Here is a 14,360-nt window from a genome sequence, read left to right as displayed (position 1 = left end):
TCAATGCCGGGCACCCCATCATCTTTGGTTGGTGGGGCCCCGGCTTTATTGGGCCCTCAATACTCTATCGCCAGCACTTCCAGCCAGAGCTCGTCCTGCTCGGGGCGCTCAATGACTACTTCATCGCCCACCTGTTTTTTCAACAGCTGCCGTGACAACGGTGCGTCTATGCTGATGTAACCCTTGGCAGGATCTATTTCGTCGGCACCGACGATGCGATAACGCCGTTCCTGATCCTCTTCGTCCACCAGCGTGACCCAGGCGCCAAAGAAAACACGGCTTTGGTCATCCGGTGCACGGTCGACCACCTTGATGTGCTCCAGCCGTTTGGACAGGTAGCGCACACGCCGGTCGATTTCACGCAACTGCTTCTTGCCGTAAATATATTCAGCATTCTCCGAGCGGTCGCCCTGAGCTGCGGCTTCCTTGACGGCCTGAGTGACTTCCGGGCGTTTTACCTTCCACAGGTATTTCAGCTCCTCTGTGAGCTGGTTGTAGCCTTCCTGAGTGATATAGGGCGAACTCTTCGCCTGAGGGGGGCGCCAGCGTCCCATCGACAGGTCTCCGTAAGAAAAAAGTAAAGGATTACAGCTGTTTGCCGATAATACCAGTCACTACGGAGGGATGATGCAAACAGAGCAAATTCAAAATCGAATTGAGACCTATACGGCCTCACTGCCACAGGCAGTGCAGTCGCCCAATGGTGCCCAATTCGCCTTTTTGCTCAGCCTTATTGCCTCCAATCAGGAGATCTACCAGCCGCAACAGGCGGCTGCGCCCGCAGGTGAAGGGTTTGAGCTGCCCACCACTGCCGGCCTTAGCTACCCCGATCCCACCGAGTTGCACACCTCCCAGGTGGTTGATCGCCTTAATCATTCCATTAATGACCCCAATCCGGGCGACTATGCGTTTCAGGTTTCCAGACTGGACGTGCAGGCCCGTACGCCACGTGCCCAGGCGCTGCGATCCGACCGCTTCGAGCAGGTTGCCCTCTATGCAGCCAGTAACCTGGCCGGCGAAATCGAGCAGGCGCGAAGTTCAATCCACGTAGAGGCCTGACACAGAGCCGCAAATATGTTTTGCTAGCGCGTTTTGTCCCCCACCTGAGGTTGTTCGGATGTCGGAGAAATCCCAGTCACGCGCCATGCTGCTCGGTCTGAGCGCAGTCCTGCTGTGGTCCACGGTGGCCACGGCATTTAAACTCTCTTTGCAGACCCTCAGTCCACTGCAGTTGCTGGGCTGGTCCGGCCTGTTTTCCACGCTGGTACTGGCGGTAGCGGTCAGCTGGCAGCACCGCTGGGGTGAGCTGCTGCAACAGCTGCGCCGGCGTCCCGGCTACTATCTGGCCATGGGTGCGCTGAATCCCTTTCTGTACTATCTGGTGCTGTTCCGTGCCTATGACCTGCTGCCCGCGCAGCAGGCTCAGGCGCTCAATTACACCTGGGCACTGACGCTGGCATTGCTGGCTGTGCCTCTGCTGAAGCAGAAACTGCACCGCATCGATATTATCGCCATGCTGCTGGGGTATATGGGCGCGCTGGTGATTGCTACCCGCGGCAACCTGCTGGCACTGGAGTTCGACAGCCTGCCCGGGGTGGCACTGGCACTGGGCAGTACCCTGATCTGGGCGTTGTACTGGATTCTCAACACCCGTGCCGAAGGGGCGCCGGCGGTAACGTTGTTGCTCTGTTTTCTGCTGGGTACGCCCATGGTGTGGGCATTGATGGCCTGGCAGGGTGAGCTGGTGGTGCCCTCCCTGCAGGGGGTGTTGGGGGCTGCCTATGTGGGGCTGTTCGAGATGGGGGTAACCTTCCTGCTTTGGTTGGGGGCGATGCGGGCGGCGACGCATGTCAGCCGCATATCGAACCTGATTTTCCTGTCACCCTTTCTGTCGCTGGTGTTTATCCGGCTGTTCCTGAATGAGCCCATAGTGCCCGCCACCTTTGTGGGGCTGGCACTGATCGTGGGTGCAGTGGTGCTGCAGCAGAAAATGAAGCCTTCAGAGCCAGCGCCAGCGGCGGAACAGCCAGAATAATCCGCCCACCATCAGGCTCAGGCTGGCCAGAAACATCAGGAAGGCATTGTCGTTGTCAGCACCGGGAATGCCGCCCACGTTGATGCCCAGCAGGCCTGTGAGGAAGCCCAGCGGCAGGAAAATGGCGGAGATGATCGACAGCACGTACATGCGCTGGTTGAGCTGCTCGCTTTGCTGGCTGGCCAGCTCTTCCTGTGCCATGGCGGCGCGCTCGCGCAGCATGTCCAGATCTTCAATATGGCGCAGCAGGCGGTCGCTGATCTCCCGCAGGGCAAGACGGTGATCGGTGCTTAGCCAGTCCAGGCGTTCGCCCTGCAGCTGGTTGAACGCATCACGCTGGGGTGAGTAGTAGCGACGCAGGCTGATGCACTGGCGGCGCAGGTTGCGCACGCTGTGACGCATTTCACTGTCGGCGTCGGTCAGCAGGTTCAATTCCAGTTCTGAAAGCTCATCATCCAGTGCTTCCACGGTCAGCCCCATGCGCTCCACCAGCCCTTCATTGAGCTGCACAATCAGATCGGCACTGGTGCAGGGGCCCTGACCGGCATGCAGCTGTTCTACCAGCTTGATTACCGAGAGCAGGCGGCGTTTACGGGTGGAGATGATGCAGTTGGAGGAGATGCACAGGCGAATGGACACCATGTCCTCGGGGTCTGCACCCGGGTTGGTATTGACGCCACGCAGGGCCAGCAAAAGGTGTTCGCCCAGCAGGGCGGCTCGGGGGCGAGTGTTTTCCGCCAGCAGGGATTCGATGGCCAGTTCCGGCAGCTTACTCTGCTGCTCCAGCCACTGTCGCGAGGCGGAGTCGGTGTAATCCAGGTGCAGCCAAAGCAGGCCCTGTTCGGGCTGCCAGGCATCCAGTTGTGCCGGTGTCAGGCTGGTTGCGCCGCCCTGACCGTCGAGTAATAGCGCGTGTAGCGGGGGAGATTCGAGTGTCATGGCGGCTTTCCTGTGCAATGGCCTTATTCGGTACGCCAGCTGATCTTTTCGGTGTTGCCGTTTTCGATGCGCCACCACTCGTCGGGGTCATCGCCGTCTTCCCAGCCGGATACGATACAGCGCACCTGGGTATCCAGAGCCCGGGATGCCTCTTCGGCGCAATCCAGATCGCGCTCCCAGGGGGTGGCGTCGGAGCGGAACCAAAGGCTGGTCCAGGCTTTACCCAGCGCGCGCTCATGGATCATCACCGGAATCGTCTGACCCTTGATGATGCATGACAGGTGGTGGGTGCTACCGGCGGTTTCCACCGCCTGCAGGGATTCGCTCAGTTGCTCCAGCCAGGCCAGAATCTGCTCCAGCGAGCGGCTCTTGATGTAAATCTCAATGTCGGGGTGGCGTGTCGTCTCGTCGCTCATCATCGTCGTCCAGAAAGTGCCAAATTCGCAGCAGGCTGAGGCTCAGGTAGCCATACAGGGCGAGTATGCTGCCGAGGCTCAGCAGGATCAAGCCTGCCAGCGCCAGCATTTCAGCCTTGAGGCCGCTCGGCAGGCTGTACTGTGCCATCATGATGGCACCCAGGCCTACAAAGAAAAGGAAGGCGCCGCTCATCAGGTTGCGCAGGTTGGCGCGACCGTCTTCGGCCTGGCGGCGCAATCTGGCTTTGAGGCGCTGCCAGTTCATCGTTTGTGAAAAAGGTACAGGGTAAAGTCTGCCTGTTCCTGCAGCTGCTCGCGCTGGCTCAGGCGGGTACGGGCTTCGGGTTTGAGACGCTGGCCATGGGGCGTCATGGCAAGCAGGTCCTGTATCGCCTCGGCAGTGTCCAGCGTGAAGTCGAAACTCAGGGATTCACAGGATACCGGCTCAAACTGTTCCGCCAGCAGGGCGGCAGGATCAAATCCGGAGGTGGCGCGGACATCCGTGTAGATCAGGCTGCGCAGTGCCAACAGGTGGTTGGGGCCAGGGATGACCACCAGCAGCAGCCCGCCGGGCTTGAGTACGCGTGCAGTGGGTTCCGGCATCAGGCGGCTGAATACCAGTGTAGCGGCATCGACGGAAGCTTCGGCCAGTGGGATATCGGCGCCGGTCGCTACCAGCCAGTGCACGTCTTTATTGCGCTTGCAGGCGGTTTTGATCGCGTCCTTGGAGATATCCAGACCGGTGGTGCAGCAGCCCAATTGGCGCGCCAGACGGTCGGTATACCAGCCTTCGCCGCAGCCCAGGTCCAGCAACTGTGTCTGCTCGTCTGGGTTGAGTTCGGACTGCAGCAGCTGACCGATGCGCTCCGCCAGCGGCGTGTAGTAGCCGGCTTCCAGAAAACGCTGTCGGGCTTGCACCATTTCGGCATTATCGCCCGGAGCCTTGCTGCGCTTCTTCTGCGGCAACAGCAGGTTCCAGTAGCCCTGACGGGCGCGGTCGAAGCTGTGCCCGTTGGCACAGCTCAGCCGCTTGTCATCCAGTACCAGTGCCTCACGGCAGACCGGGCAGGCCAGTGCAGGTTGGCTCATGCCTTGGCAACCAGCAGGCGGGCCAGGATATTTTCGTACAGGGACGAAAGGTCATCCAGATCCTGGGCGCGCACGCGCTCGTTGATCTTGTGGATGGTGGCGTTGCACGGCCCCAGTTCCACCACCTGTGCACCGGTAGGCGCGATAAAACGCCCGTCGGAGGTGCCGCCGGAGGTGGACAGTTCGGTTTCGTAACCCATGATCGCCTGGATCGCTTCGCGGCTGGCATCAACCAGATCGCCGGCAGCGGTCAGGAAGGGGTTACCGGACAGAATCCAGTCGATATCCCACTCCAGGTTGTGTTTGTCGAGAATGTCCCGCACGCGGATCTTGAGCTCGTCTGCAGTCACTTCGGTGGAGAAGCGGAAGTTGAAGGCTACATCCACTTCACCCGGGACCACGTTGGTGGCACCGGTACCGGCGTTGATGTTGGAGATCTGGAAGCTGGTCGGCGGGAAGAAGTCATTGCCTTCGTCCCAGGTGGTCGCGGCCAGTTCGGCCAGTGCTGGCGCCGCTTCGTGAATCGGGTTGCGTACCAGGTGCGGATAGGCCACATGGCCCTGAATGCCGCGTACCTTGAGGCTGCCGCTGAGGGAACCACGACGGCCGTTCTTGATGATATCGCCCAGCTTGTTGGTGCTGGAGGGTTCACCGACGATGCACCAGTCGATCTTCTCGTTGCGGGCTTCCAGGTGATCGATGACGCGAGTGGTGCCGTTGACGAAGGGACCTTCCTCGTCGCTGGTGATCAGCAAGGCTATGGAGCCTTCATGGTCCGGGTGGTGCTCGATAAAGCGTTCTACAGCCGTTACAAATGCCGCCAGGCTGCCTTTCATGTCGGCGGCACCACGGCCGCAGAGGTAGCCTTCTTCGATAACCGGCTCGAAGGGCGGGTGATCCCAGTGTGCTTCGGGGCCGGAGGGCACCACATCGGTGTGGCCGGCAAAGCAGAATACCGGACCGCTGTCGCCACGGCGGGCCCAGAAGTTGGTCACTTCTTCGAACGGCAGGCGTTCAATCTTGAAGCCCAGGGCTTCAAGGCGGCTGATCATCAGTTCCTGGCAGCCGGCATCTTCCGGGGTGACCGAGCGGCGGCTGATCAGGTCCTTGGCCAGTTCAAGAGTGGGCGAGAGCTGTGTCATGACGGATATCCTGCTTGGCAAAAGGTGAAAACCCCGCAGGCCAGGCCGGCGTGCGGGGTCGGGTACGCTGAGGTCGCTGCTTAGTTGTGCGAGTGCAGCTCAGCGTTCAGTTCGATCGCGCTCTTGTTGGTTTTCACCTCGATACGACCGTTCTGGGAGTTACGACGGAACAGCAGGTCCGGCTTGCCGGCCAGTTCGGCGGCCTTGATCACGCCAACCGAGTTGTTCTGGTCGTCCAGCAGGGTGACCTTGGAGCCGCCCGTTACGTACAGACCGGCTTCGATGGTGCAGCGGTCGCCCAGCGGCAGACCCAGACCAGCGTTGGCGCCCAGCAGGCAGTTTTCACCCACGGAGATCACCACGTTGTTGCCACCGGACAGAGTGCCCATGGTAGAAGCGCCACCACCAACATCGGAGCCGTTGCCCACGACAACACCTGCAGAGATACGGCCTTCAACCATGCTCACGCCCAGTGTACCGGCGTTGAAGTTGATGAAGCCTTCGTGCATGACAGTAGTGCCTTCACCCACGTGCGCGCCCAGACGGATACGGGCCGCATCACCGATGCGGATACCGGCCGGAACCGCGTAGTTGGCCATTTTCGGGAACTTGTCCACAGACTGAACGTCCAGCACGCGGCCCTGGGCACGGGCAGACAGCTGACGACGCGGCAGGTCTTCCAGTGCCACGGCGCCTTCGTTGGTCCAGGCCACGTTCGGCAGCAACGGGAACATGCCGCTCAGGTCCAGGCCGTGCGGCTGAACCAGACGGTTGGACAGCAGGGACAGCTTCAGATACACCTCGGCAGTGGTCTGCGGTGCCGCATCGGTTTCCAGGATGCACAGGACAACCGGCTGAGAGGTGCCTTCCAGAATTTCCACGACTTCAGCCTGAGCTTCAGCATCGACGGACAGGAACGCCGCTTCCAGTGATTTCAGCTGGGCTGCGTCCAGTTCAATCGCCTGGTTACCGCCTTCGTAACCCACTTTCTCGGCCACGGCTGCAACCAGTGCATCGTCTGCGTTCAGCAGCGGTGCGTTGTAATAGACTTCCAGCCAGTCACCTGCGGAAGATTTGGTGCCTACACCCAGACCCAGTGCGAAATTCGCCATCGTTAACTCCGTTCTTCAAAAAGTAAAAAAGTATTCAGTAATCGGTATTGGTTGGCCCGGCTCAGTTGCCGAACAAGGCGGCATAGCTGTCCGCCTTGAAGCCGATCTCGATGCGGCCGTCGTCCAGTTCCAGCACCGGACGCTTGATCAGTGTGGGCTGCTCCACCAGCAGCGCCTGCAGTGCCGCTTCATCGGTGGTAGCCTTGACCTCATCGGGCAGCTGGCGCCAGGTGGTGCCACGCTTGTTCAGAACCTTGTCGATGCCGGCGGCTGCGCACCAGCGGGCAACCTGCTCGGCACTCAGGCCCTGTTTGCGAAAATCATGAAACTCGAACTCAACCGCTTCTGCTTCCAGCCATTTGCGCGCCTTGCGCACCGTATCGCAGTTGCTGATACCGTAGATGGTTGTCATGCCGGCTCCCGTTACAGCGATTCGATGTAGCGGCGGATACGCTCGGCCGCTTCGACACATTCAGACACAGTGGCGACCAGTGCCATGCGCACGAAGCCTGCACCCGGTACCACACCGTCGATTTCGCGGGACAGGTAGCGACCCGGCAGCACGGTCAGGTTCTGCTGCTCGAACAGGCCCTTGGCGAACTCGTCATCGGCGATGGGGGTCGGTGCCCAGAGGTAGAAGCTGGCATCGGACTGTTTCACGTCCATGACCGGCTGCAGCACGCGCAGTACGGCTTCGAACTTGTGGCGGTACTGGCTGCGGTTCTCCAGTACGTGTGCTTCGTCGTTCCAGGCTGCTATGGAGGCCAGCTGGTGTTGAATCGGCATGGAGCAGCCGTGATAGGTACGGTACAGCAGGAAGGGCTCCAGCAGGCTGGCATCACCGGCAATAAAGCCGGAACGCATGCCCGGCAGGTTGGAGCGCTTGGACAGGCTGTGGAACACGATGCAGCGGGCATAATCGCTGCGCCCCAGTTCGGCACAGGCCTGCAGCAGACCGGCCGGCTTGTTGTTCTCATCCGGGTACAGCTCGGAGTAGCACTCGTCGGAGCAAAGGATGAAGTCGTGCTCATCCGCCAGCGCAATCAGCTTTTTCAGCGTGTCCATGTCATGCACGGCGCCGGTGGGGTTACCCGGTGAGCAGACAAACAGCAGCTGGCAGCGCTGCCAGACATCGACCGGTACGGCATCGTAATCCGGAATAAACCCGTTTTCCGGCAGACAGTTCAGGTAGTGCGGCTCGGCACCGGCCAGATAGGCGGCGCCTTCATAGATCTGGTAGAAGGGGTTGGGCGCGACCACCATCGCATCGGGCTTGCGTGCCACGGCGGCCTGGGTGAAGGCGAAGATCGCTTCACGGGTACCGTTCACCGGCAGCACGTTGCGGTCCGGGTCCACATTGCCCGCACCCAGCTCAAAGCGACGCTCACACCAGCCGGCGATGGCCTGGCGCAGTTCGGGCATTCCCTTGGTGGTGGGGTAGTTCGACAGGCAGCTGAGATTATCCGCCATCACTTCGAGCACGAACGGCGGTGCCGGGTGCTTGGGCTCACCGATGCCGAGCGAAATGTGCTCAAGGCTGGTCGGTGGCTGGACGCCGGCTTTGAGCACGGCCAGCTTTTCAAACGGATAGGGCTGGAGTCTGTCGAGATCTGGGTTCATGCGCTTTTCCTGTCAGGCCCTGCTACTCACAAAAAAAGCAGGGTTTTTCGCTCACGTTTGGGGGCGAAAGTATAGCGGATGGCGCCTGTCAGGCGCCAGTGAGATGCCGGGGATTGAGCAGCTGTTCCAGCTCTTCGCGGCTCAAGTCGGTTTCTTCAGCAACCACGTCGATGATGGGCCGGCATTCGGCATAGGCCTGTTTGGCCAGTGCAGCTGCGCGTTCGTAGCCCAGAACCGGGTTCAGTGCCGTCACCAGCACCGGGTTGCGGGCAAGCGTCGCCTCGATATGCTCGTTGTTGATGCTGAAGCCCTGAATGGCCTTATCGGCCAGGTGTTCGGCGGAGTTGGCCACCAGCGTCTGGCTCTGCAGCAGGTTATAGGCAATCAGTGGCAGCATGGTGTTGAGCTGGAAGTTGCCGTGCTGAGCGCAGATGCTGATGCTGGTGTCGTTACCGCTGACCTGGGCTGCGGCCATCATCACCGCTTCCGGGATCACCGGATTGACCTTCCCGGGCATGATGGATGAGCCGGGCTGCAGCGTGGGCAGTGCGATCTCACCCAGGCCTGCCAGCGGGCCGGAGTTCATCCAGCGCAGATCATTGGCGATCTTCATCAGGCTGGTGGCGCAGGTTTTCAGCTGGCCGGACAATTCCAGCGCCGTGTCCTGGGTTGCCTGGGCACTGAAATGGCTGGCGGCCGGTTTGACGGTCAGGCCGCTGCGGGTGCTGAGATAACGGCAGAACAGACGGGCAAAGGTAGGCGGCGCATTGACGCCGGTGCCGACGGCAGTGCCGCCCTGGGCCAATTGGGTCAGGCGTGGGCGAATGTTCTCCAGCCGTGTCAGGTTATCTTCAATCTGCTGCTGCCAGGCGGCCAGCTCCTGGTCCATGCGGATCGGCATGGCATCCATCAAATGGGTGCGGCCGGTTTTCACCACATCTGCCACTTCGTAGCGTTTGCGCGTGAGACGACCGACCAGATGGCGCAGTGCCGGCAGCAGGCGATTTTCCAGCATCAACAGGTTGCTGACATGGATGCAGGTGGGAATCACATCGTTGGAGCTCTGGCTCATGTTGATGTGGTCGTTGGGATGCAACTCAAGACCCGAGTGATGCTTGACCAGCGAGGCCAGCACTTCGTTCATGTTCATGTTGGTGCTGGTGCCGGAACCGGTCTGGAACACATCCACCGGGAAGTGCTCGGCATAGCCGCCTTCGATAACGCGGTCGGCGGCGGCGACAATGGCGTCGGCCTGCTCCTTCTCCAGCAGGCCCAGCTCGGCATTGGCCTGAGCACAGGCGGCCTTGATACGGGCCAGGGTAGCGATGAAATGATCCGGCAGTTTCAGCTCGCTGAACTGGAAATTGTCCACCGCGCGCTGGGTTTGAGCACCGTAGAGTGCCGCTTCGGGGACTTCCACTTCTCCCAGACTATCGTGTTCGACTCGGGTGTTATTGGCCATTTCGTGAACTCCTTGCCCGGTCAGGGCAGCACTTTTTTCGCTTTGGTCTTGCTCTCTTCCAATAGACTCAGCATAGCGGGTATGACCACGAGTATCAGCAGGGTTCCGTAGGCCAGGCCAAACACGATGGAAGTGGCCATGGGAATCAGGAAGCGCGCCTGCAGTGAGGTCTCGAACAGGATCGGCATCAGGCCGCCAATGGTGGTCAATGATGTCAGTAATACAGCACGCAAGCGCTGGCAGGCCGCTTCGATGATCGCCTCGCGTGCTGCCATGCCCTGTTCGCGCAGGCCCTTGTAGAAGGTGACCAATACGATGGAATCGTTGATGACGATACCGGACAGGCCAAAGAGGCCGAACAGGGACAGCACGGTCAGATCCAGGCCACTGAGCAGGTGGCCGTAAATGGCACCGGTGAGGCCGAGGGGGATCGCCAGCATGACCACCACGGGCCAGCTCCAGGAGCCGAACACCCAGGTCAGGATGATGTAGATCAGGGCCAGTGCCAGCAGCAGGCCGGCTTTCATATCGGCCAGGGTTTCGCGCTGGTCACGGTTCTTGCCTTCAAAACTGGCGCCGACGCCGTACTCGCTGGTCAGTGAAGGAATAACCTCTTCCTGCAGTTTGGCGATGACTTCGTCAGCGTTGGTTACGGCCTCATCCAGGTCGGCTGAGACATTCAGGGCCAGCTGGCCATCGATACGTTGCAGGCTGTCCAGACCCGGTCGTGCCTCGAAGCTGACAACATTGCCAATCGGCGTGACCCGGCCATCCGGCAGCACCACCGGCAGTGAGCCCAGAGTGCTGAGCTGATCGCGGGCGGCGTCGGGCAGCATCACGCGCACTTCGATCTCGTCCCGTCCTTCGTAAAAGGCCTGTACCTTCTGGCCATCAAAGGCGGACCTGAGCTGACCGCCCAGCGCGTTCAGTGTCAGTCCGGCAGCCTGCGCCGAGGGTGTCAGGCTGTAGATCAGCTGGGTACTGCCCCAGGGCAGATCGTCGTCAACATTGGACAGCCCCGAGTAACGGGACAGACGGTCCTGCAGTGCCAGTGACGCCTGCTTCAGCGTGCTGACGTCGGGGCCGGTCAGTTTGACCTCGATGGGTTTGCCGGGCGGGCCGGCCTGCGCCAAATCGATGCTGAATTTCTCAATACCGGCGGGCAGCTGGATCTGTTCACGCCAGTGACGGATCAGCTGCTGGTTGGTCACCTCACGATCATCGGCCGGCTTGAGTTCCACATAGAGCGAACCGTAGGTATCGCCGGTGAAAGCCGTGGCTGAACTGCGCGGGAAATTGGCCATGCCGGATTCGCGCAGCCGAACCTTGACCAGGTCACCACCCAGCGCCTCATCCGTACTGCCCAGCGTACTGTCCAGATGCGCCAGAAAACGATCCACGTGGATACGGTCGGTACCGGCCACAAACTTGACGTTGGCGGTGAGGGTGTTGGTATCCACGCTGGGGAAAAAAGTAAACGACAGGCGGCCACCGGCAATAAGGCCAAATCCGACCACCAGCAAGCCCAGGGCCAGGGCAAGGGTAGCGCCACGGTGATGCAGGGCCAGGGTTATAAAACGGCGGAACTGGTGCTCACGGAAATGGTGGAAGCCCGAATCCAGTCGCAGGCGCAGTTTGGACGGGCGCAGATCCTGGATACTGCGCAGGCTGTGGCTCAGGTGACCGGGCAGAATCAGCAGGCACTCCAGCAGCGACGCCAGAATGACGCAGATGACCACCGTAGGAATGTCGATCAGGATGCTGCCGATAATGCCACCCACCATCAACAGCGGCAAAAAGGCCGCGATGGTGGTGAGCGAAGAGGCTATTACTGGCGCAGCCATGCGCTTGGCGCCACCGATGGCCGCTTGCAGGCCCGGTTCGCCTTTTTGCACATGGGTCAGGGTATCCTCGCCCACCACGATGGCATCATCCACGATGATCCCAAGGGCCATGATGAAGGCGAACAGGGACATCATGTTGATGGAGCCGCCAATGCCCCAGAGCACCGCCAAAGCCGTCATGAATGAAACCGGAATACCGACACAGACCCAGAAGGCGACGCGGGCATTGAGGAACAGGAACAGCACCAGAATCACCAGAATCAGGCCGCTGATGCCATTTTTCACCAGCAGCTGGATACGGTCGCGCACCAGTTGCCAGCTTTCATTGAAGGCCACCAGCTCGACACCCTGCGGCAGGGTGGGCCGGGTGTCGGCGAGCCAGGTATCAAGGATCGCAGCCGCTTCCAGAGTGTCGTCTGCTTCGGTGCGCTTCAGTTGCATCAGTACGGCAGGCTGGCCCTGCCAGGACAAGAGTACAGACCGGTCACGCGGGCGCTGTTCCACTTGTGCTACATCACCGACGCGAACCAGACGCCCCTGATCATCGGTCAGTAATGGCAGCTGACGAAAGCCTTCGCTGTCGCGCTGTTGGCCCAGGCTGCGGATCTGGCGTGCCCCTTCACTGCGGGCCGCTGTGCCGGCGGGCAGATCCCGGCTTTGTTCACGGATACGGGCTGCGATCTGGTCCAGCGTCAGGCCCAATTGCTGCAGTTGCTCGGGCGGCACCTGGATGGCGATCTCCTGCTCCGGCAGGCCGATAAAATCGATTTTGCGCACACCACGGTCCAGCAGCTCCTGTTCCAGCTGATAGGCCAGCGGACGAAGTTCATCCAGCGAGGCACGGTCCGAGGTGAGAATAACGTCGGAGATGCCTTCGTAATTGATGACCTTCTGGATCAGCGGTTCTTCGCTGTCGCTGGGCAGGTCGGCGCGAATGGCATCAACCTTCTGGCGCACTTCGGTGAGGGCGTAATCCACGTCGGTGCCTTCTTCCAGCTCTACGCGGAAGGCGGCACGCCCCTGATTGGCGGTGGCATAGAGCGTATCCACACCGTTGACCGAGCGCAGTTCCTGCTCCACCGGCAGCAGAATAGAACGCTCCACATCTTCGGCGCTGGCGCCGCTCCAGACCACTTCTACCGTGACAATATCGATATCAAAGGTGGGGAAGAACTGGGTGTTGAGCTGGCGTAAACCGTACAGGCCACTGAGCAACAACAGCAGCATCAGCAGGTTGGCGGCGACGCGATGGCTGGCAAAAAGGGCGATGAATCCGTGCATGCTTACTCCACCACCTGTACCGGCAGGCCGCCGATGGCATTGGGCAGCTGCGTGGTGATGACCCTGTCACCGCTGGTCAGGGCGTCGGCACTGACCAGTACCTGTTGCTGGCCATCAGTCAGCTGGCGCTGACCGGCCAGCTCTACCCTCACGGCCTGCAGGCGCTCATCCTCATCCAGACGGTACACGCGGTTGGTGCCGTAAAGAGCTTCCGGCGGCAGGGCAAACAGCGCGTTCTGCTGTGGCAGCAACAGACGGATGCTGAGGGTTTGTCCCGGCAATGGCAGCTGGCCTTTTGGTGGCAGACTGAACAGGGCATCCACGCCGGCCTGGCCGGGGTTGATGCGGGCCGCCAGGCGTTGCATTTCCAGCGACACCGTTTCTCCGGCCAGTTCGGCACGAGCCTGCAACGGCCCCTGCTCCAGGGCTTGCCCCAGGCGCTCGCGCCAGTGGTCAGGCACCTGTGCTCTGAGCTGAATACGGTCCAGGTCGTACAGAGTGATCAAGGCATCCCCCGGGCGTACTCGGTTACCGACCGCGGTTTCGATGCTGAGGATGCGGGCATTGAAAGGGGCCTGAATGCGGGTGCGCGCCAGGTCCAGCTCGGCCAGTTCAATCTGGCTTTGAATGCGCTCGCGTTCGGCTTCCAGCTGGGCCAGCCGGTTGGGATGATCGGCAATGGACTGGCGTCGTGCTTCGATAGCCAGGGCCTGCTGGCGCAGCGTCTGACGGCTGGCATCCAGTTGCTCCTGGCTCAGCAGGTTACGCTGCTGCAGGCTTGCGGCGCGATCAACCCGGTCCTGGTTGAGGGCCTGTACGTCCTGCTCCAGCTTCAATGAGCTGCGGTCATGCTGGTAACGCACCTGCTCGGCGTTGATGCGAGCGTCGATGGCCGCCAGTTCGGCCTTGCGCTGGCGCAGCTGGAGTTCAACCTCACGTGCATCCAGTTCCAGCAACAGGCTGCCCTGGGGCAGGCGTTCACCCTCGGACGCGAGGATATGGCTTACATCGGCGTTGAGGGCACTGCTCAGGCGCGTCGTTTGAGGCGGCTCGAATTGGCCGTACAGCCTCAGCTCGGGGGCCGCAGACAGACTGTTAATCTGAGTCGCGGTGACGTTCCAGCGTTTGATCTGGGCGTCCTGTGCCTGAGGTTGCTCACGGGTTTTGACCAATGCAAAGGTGATCAGACCGGCGATGGCCAGAATCAGCAACGGCAACAGACGCTTGAACAGAGAGTACGTCCCGACAGAGTCACGCATGAGGCATCCTTGGTGTCGATGAGTAGTGTCGCGTACAGAAGAGACCGCCGCTTACGGAACCCGGCGGAATTTGGATCTATGGTATGGCAATCACTGGGGGTTATCCACAGCACCGAATGCCATTACTGCGGATATCACCCGAGATTGCAACTGGTGTAGAC

14 protein-coding genes are annotated in these 14,360 nt (G+C 60.8%); 2 read left to right on the top strand and 12 right to left on the bottom strand.

Translation table 11 applies throughout. The features are described 5' to 3' along the window. Nucleotides 1–56 precede the first annotated feature (56 nt). Nucleotides 57–554, bottom strand: coding sequence for a transcription elongation factor GreB (gene greB, locus BW956_RS14060; RefSeq protein ID WP_010322611.1), 498 nt, complete (start codon nucleotides 552–554; stop codon nucleotides 57–59). Between the two features lie 73 nt (nucleotides 555–627). Between greB and BW956_RS14055 the strand changes: the two genes are divergently transcribed. Then, the gene (locus BW956_RS14055; RefSeq protein ID WP_076463321.1) at nucleotides 628–1,059 is read left to right on the top strand and encodes a hypothetical protein; all 432 of its coding nucleotides are present in this window, start codon (nucleotides 628–630) and stop codon (nucleotides 1,057–1,059) included. 58 nt (nucleotides 1,060–1,117) lie between these two features. Continuing rightward, nucleotides 1,118–2,035, top strand: coding sequence for a DMT family transporter (locus tag BW956_RS14050; RefSeq protein ID WP_010322609.1), 918 nt, complete (start codon nucleotides 1,118–1,120; stop codon nucleotides 2,033–2,035). Here BW956_RS14050 and zntB read toward each other — a convergent pair. The 11 genes from zntB to BW956_RS13995 all read right to left on the bottom strand — a co-directional run bounded on the left by zntB (nucleotide 2,000) and on the right by BW956_RS13995 (nucleotide 14,199). Then, the gene (zntB, locus tag BW956_RS14045; protein WP_076463318.1) at nucleotides 2,000–2,974 is read right to left on the bottom strand and encodes a zinc transporter ZntB; all 975 of its coding nucleotides are present in this window, start codon (nucleotides 2,972–2,974) and stop codon (nucleotides 2,000–2,002) included. The two genes, BW956_RS14050 and zntB, sit on opposite strands and share 36 nt — an antisense overlap. A gap of 23 nt (nucleotides 2,975–2,997) precedes the next feature. Continuing rightward, nucleotides 2,998–3,390: a hypothetical protein gene (locus BW956_RS14040; protein WP_010322607.1), complete on the bottom strand. Its 393-nt coding sequence runs from the start codon at nucleotides 3,388–3,390 to the stop codon at nucleotides 2,998–3,000. Beyond that, complete coding sequence (locus tag BW956_RS14035) at nucleotides 3,356–3,655, bottom strand: hypothetical protein (RefSeq protein WP_010322606.1); 300 nt, start codon at nucleotides 3,653–3,655, stop codon at nucleotides 3,356–3,358. The genes BW956_RS14040 and BW956_RS14035 overlap by 35 nt, the downstream gene beginning before the upstream one ends. Continuing rightward, nucleotides 3,652–4,479 carry a putative RNA methyltransferase gene (locus BW956_RS14030; RefSeq protein ID WP_076463316.1) on the bottom strand — a complete coding sequence of 276 codons (828 nt, stop codon included), beginning with the start codon at nucleotides 4,477–4,479 and terminating at the stop codon, nucleotides 3,652–3,654. Before BW956_RS14030 ends, BW956_RS14035 begins: the two co-directional genes overlap by 4 nt. Next, nucleotides 4,476–5,621 carry a succinyl-diaminopimelate desuccinylase gene (gene dapE / locus BW956_RS14025; protein ID WP_010322604.1) on the bottom strand — a complete coding sequence of 382 codons (1,146 nt, stop codon included), beginning with the start codon at nucleotides 5,619–5,621 and terminating at the stop codon, nucleotides 4,476–4,478. Before dapE ends, BW956_RS14030 begins: the two co-directional genes overlap by 4 nt. An 80-nt stretch (nucleotides 5,622–5,701) precedes the next feature. Continuing rightward, the gene (gene dapD / locus BW956_RS14020) at nucleotides 5,702–6,733 is read right to left on the bottom strand and encodes a 2,3,4,5-tetrahydropyridine-2,6-dicarboxylate N-succinyltransferase (RefSeq protein WP_010322603.1); all 1,032 of its coding nucleotides are present in this window, start codon (nucleotides 6,731–6,733) and stop codon (nucleotides 5,702–5,704) included. A 61-nt stretch (nucleotides 6,734–6,794) separates the two neighbouring features. After that, entirely contained in the window at nucleotides 6,795–7,145 is a 351-nt protein-coding gene (locus BW956_RS14015; protein ID WP_076463313.1) for an ArsC family reductase, read from the bottom strand. Nucleotides 7,146–7,156: 11 nt separating this feature from the next. Next, complete coding sequence (dapC, locus tag BW956_RS14010) at nucleotides 7,157–8,353, bottom strand: succinyldiaminopimelate transaminase (protein ID WP_076463312.1); 1,197 nt, start codon at nucleotides 8,351–8,353, stop codon at nucleotides 7,157–7,159. Between the two features lie 88 nt (nucleotides 8,354–8,441). Further along, entirely contained in the window at nucleotides 8,442–9,815 is a 1,374-nt protein-coding gene (locus BW956_RS14005) for a class II fumarate hydratase (RefSeq protein WP_076463310.1), read from the bottom strand. A gap of 20 nt (nucleotides 9,816–9,835) precedes the next feature. Beyond that, nucleotides 9,836–12,940, bottom strand: coding sequence for an efflux RND transporter permease subunit (locus tag BW956_RS14000; RefSeq protein ID WP_076463308.1), 3,105 nt, complete (start codon nucleotides 12,938–12,940; stop codon nucleotides 9,836–9,838). A gap of 2 nt (nucleotides 12,941–12,942) precedes the next feature. After that, on the bottom strand, nucleotides 12,943–14,199 hold the full coding sequence (locus BW956_RS13995) for an efflux RND transporter periplasmic adaptor subunit (protein ID WP_076463305.1): 1,257 nt from the start codon (nucleotides 14,197–14,199) through the stop codon (nucleotides 12,943–12,945). Nucleotides 14,200–14,360: the final 161 nt, after the last annotated feature.

This window comes from Marinobacterium stanieri, from assembly GCF_900155945.1.
Classification (GTDB): Bacteria; Pseudomonadota; Gammaproteobacteria; order Pseudomonadales; family Balneatricaceae; genus Marinobacterium; species Marinobacterium stanieri.
The sequence above is the reverse complement of the archived record's forward strand: the minus strand, read 5'-3'. Positions and strand labels throughout refer to the sequence as shown.

What these genes read in the sequence shown, in the direction of transcription:
- dapD (WP_010322603.1), bottom strand. Translation starts at nt 6,733, where the DNA reads ATGGCGAATTTCGCACTGGGTCTGGGTGTAGGCACCAAATCTTCCGCA.
- BW956_RS14040 (WP_010322607.1), bottom strand. Translation starts at nt 3,390, where the DNA reads ATGAGCGACGAGACGACACGCCACCCCGACATTGAGATTTACATCAAG.
- greB (WP_010322611.1), bottom strand. Translation starts at nt 554, where the DNA reads ATGGGACGCTGGCGCCCCCCTCAGGCGAAGAGTTCGCCCTATATCACT.
- BW956_RS14000 (WP_076463308.1), bottom strand. Translation starts at nt 12,940, where the DNA reads ATGCACGGATTCATCGCCCTTTTTGCCAGCCATCGCGTCGCCGCCAAC.
- BW956_RS14035 (WP_010322606.1), bottom strand. Translation starts at nt 3,655, where the DNA reads ATGAACTGGCAGCGCCTCAAAGCCAGATTGCGCCGCCAGGCCGAAGAC.
- BW956_RS14005 (WP_076463310.1), bottom strand. Translation starts at nt 9,815, where the DNA reads ATGGCCAATAACACCCGAGTCGAACACGATAGTCTGGGAGAAGTGGAA.
- BW956_RS14030 (WP_076463316.1), bottom strand. Translation starts at nt 4,479, where the DNA reads ATGAGCCAACCTGCACTGGCCTGCCCGGTCTGCCGTGAGGCACTGGTA.
- zntB (WP_076463318.1), bottom strand. Translation starts at nt 2,974, where the DNA reads ATGACACTCGAATCTCCCCCGCTACACGCGCTATTACTCGACGGTCAG.
- BW956_RS14050 (WP_010322609.1), top strand. Translation starts at nt 1,118, where the DNA reads ATGTCGGAGAAATCCCAGTCACGCGCCATGCTGCTCGGTCTGAGCGCA.
- BW956_RS14015 (WP_076463313.1), bottom strand. Translation starts at nt 7,145, where the DNA reads ATGACAACCATCTACGGTATCAGCAACTGCGATACGGTGCGCAAGGCG.
- dapE (WP_010322604.1), bottom strand. Translation starts at nt 5,621, where the DNA reads ATGACACAGCTCTCGCCCACTCTTGAACTGGCCAAGGACCTGATCAGC.
- BW956_RS13995 (WP_076463305.1), bottom strand. Translation starts at nt 14,199, where the DNA reads ATGCGTGACTCTGTCGGGACGTACTCTCTGTTCAAGCGTCTGTTGCCG.
- BW956_RS14055 (WP_076463321.1), top strand. Translation starts at nt 628, where the DNA reads ATGCAAACAGAGCAAATTCAAAATCGAATTGAGACCTATACGGCCTCA.
- dapC (WP_076463312.1), bottom strand. Translation starts at nt 8,353, where the DNA reads ATGAACCCAGATCTCGACAGACTCCAGCCCTATCCGTTTGAAAAGCTG.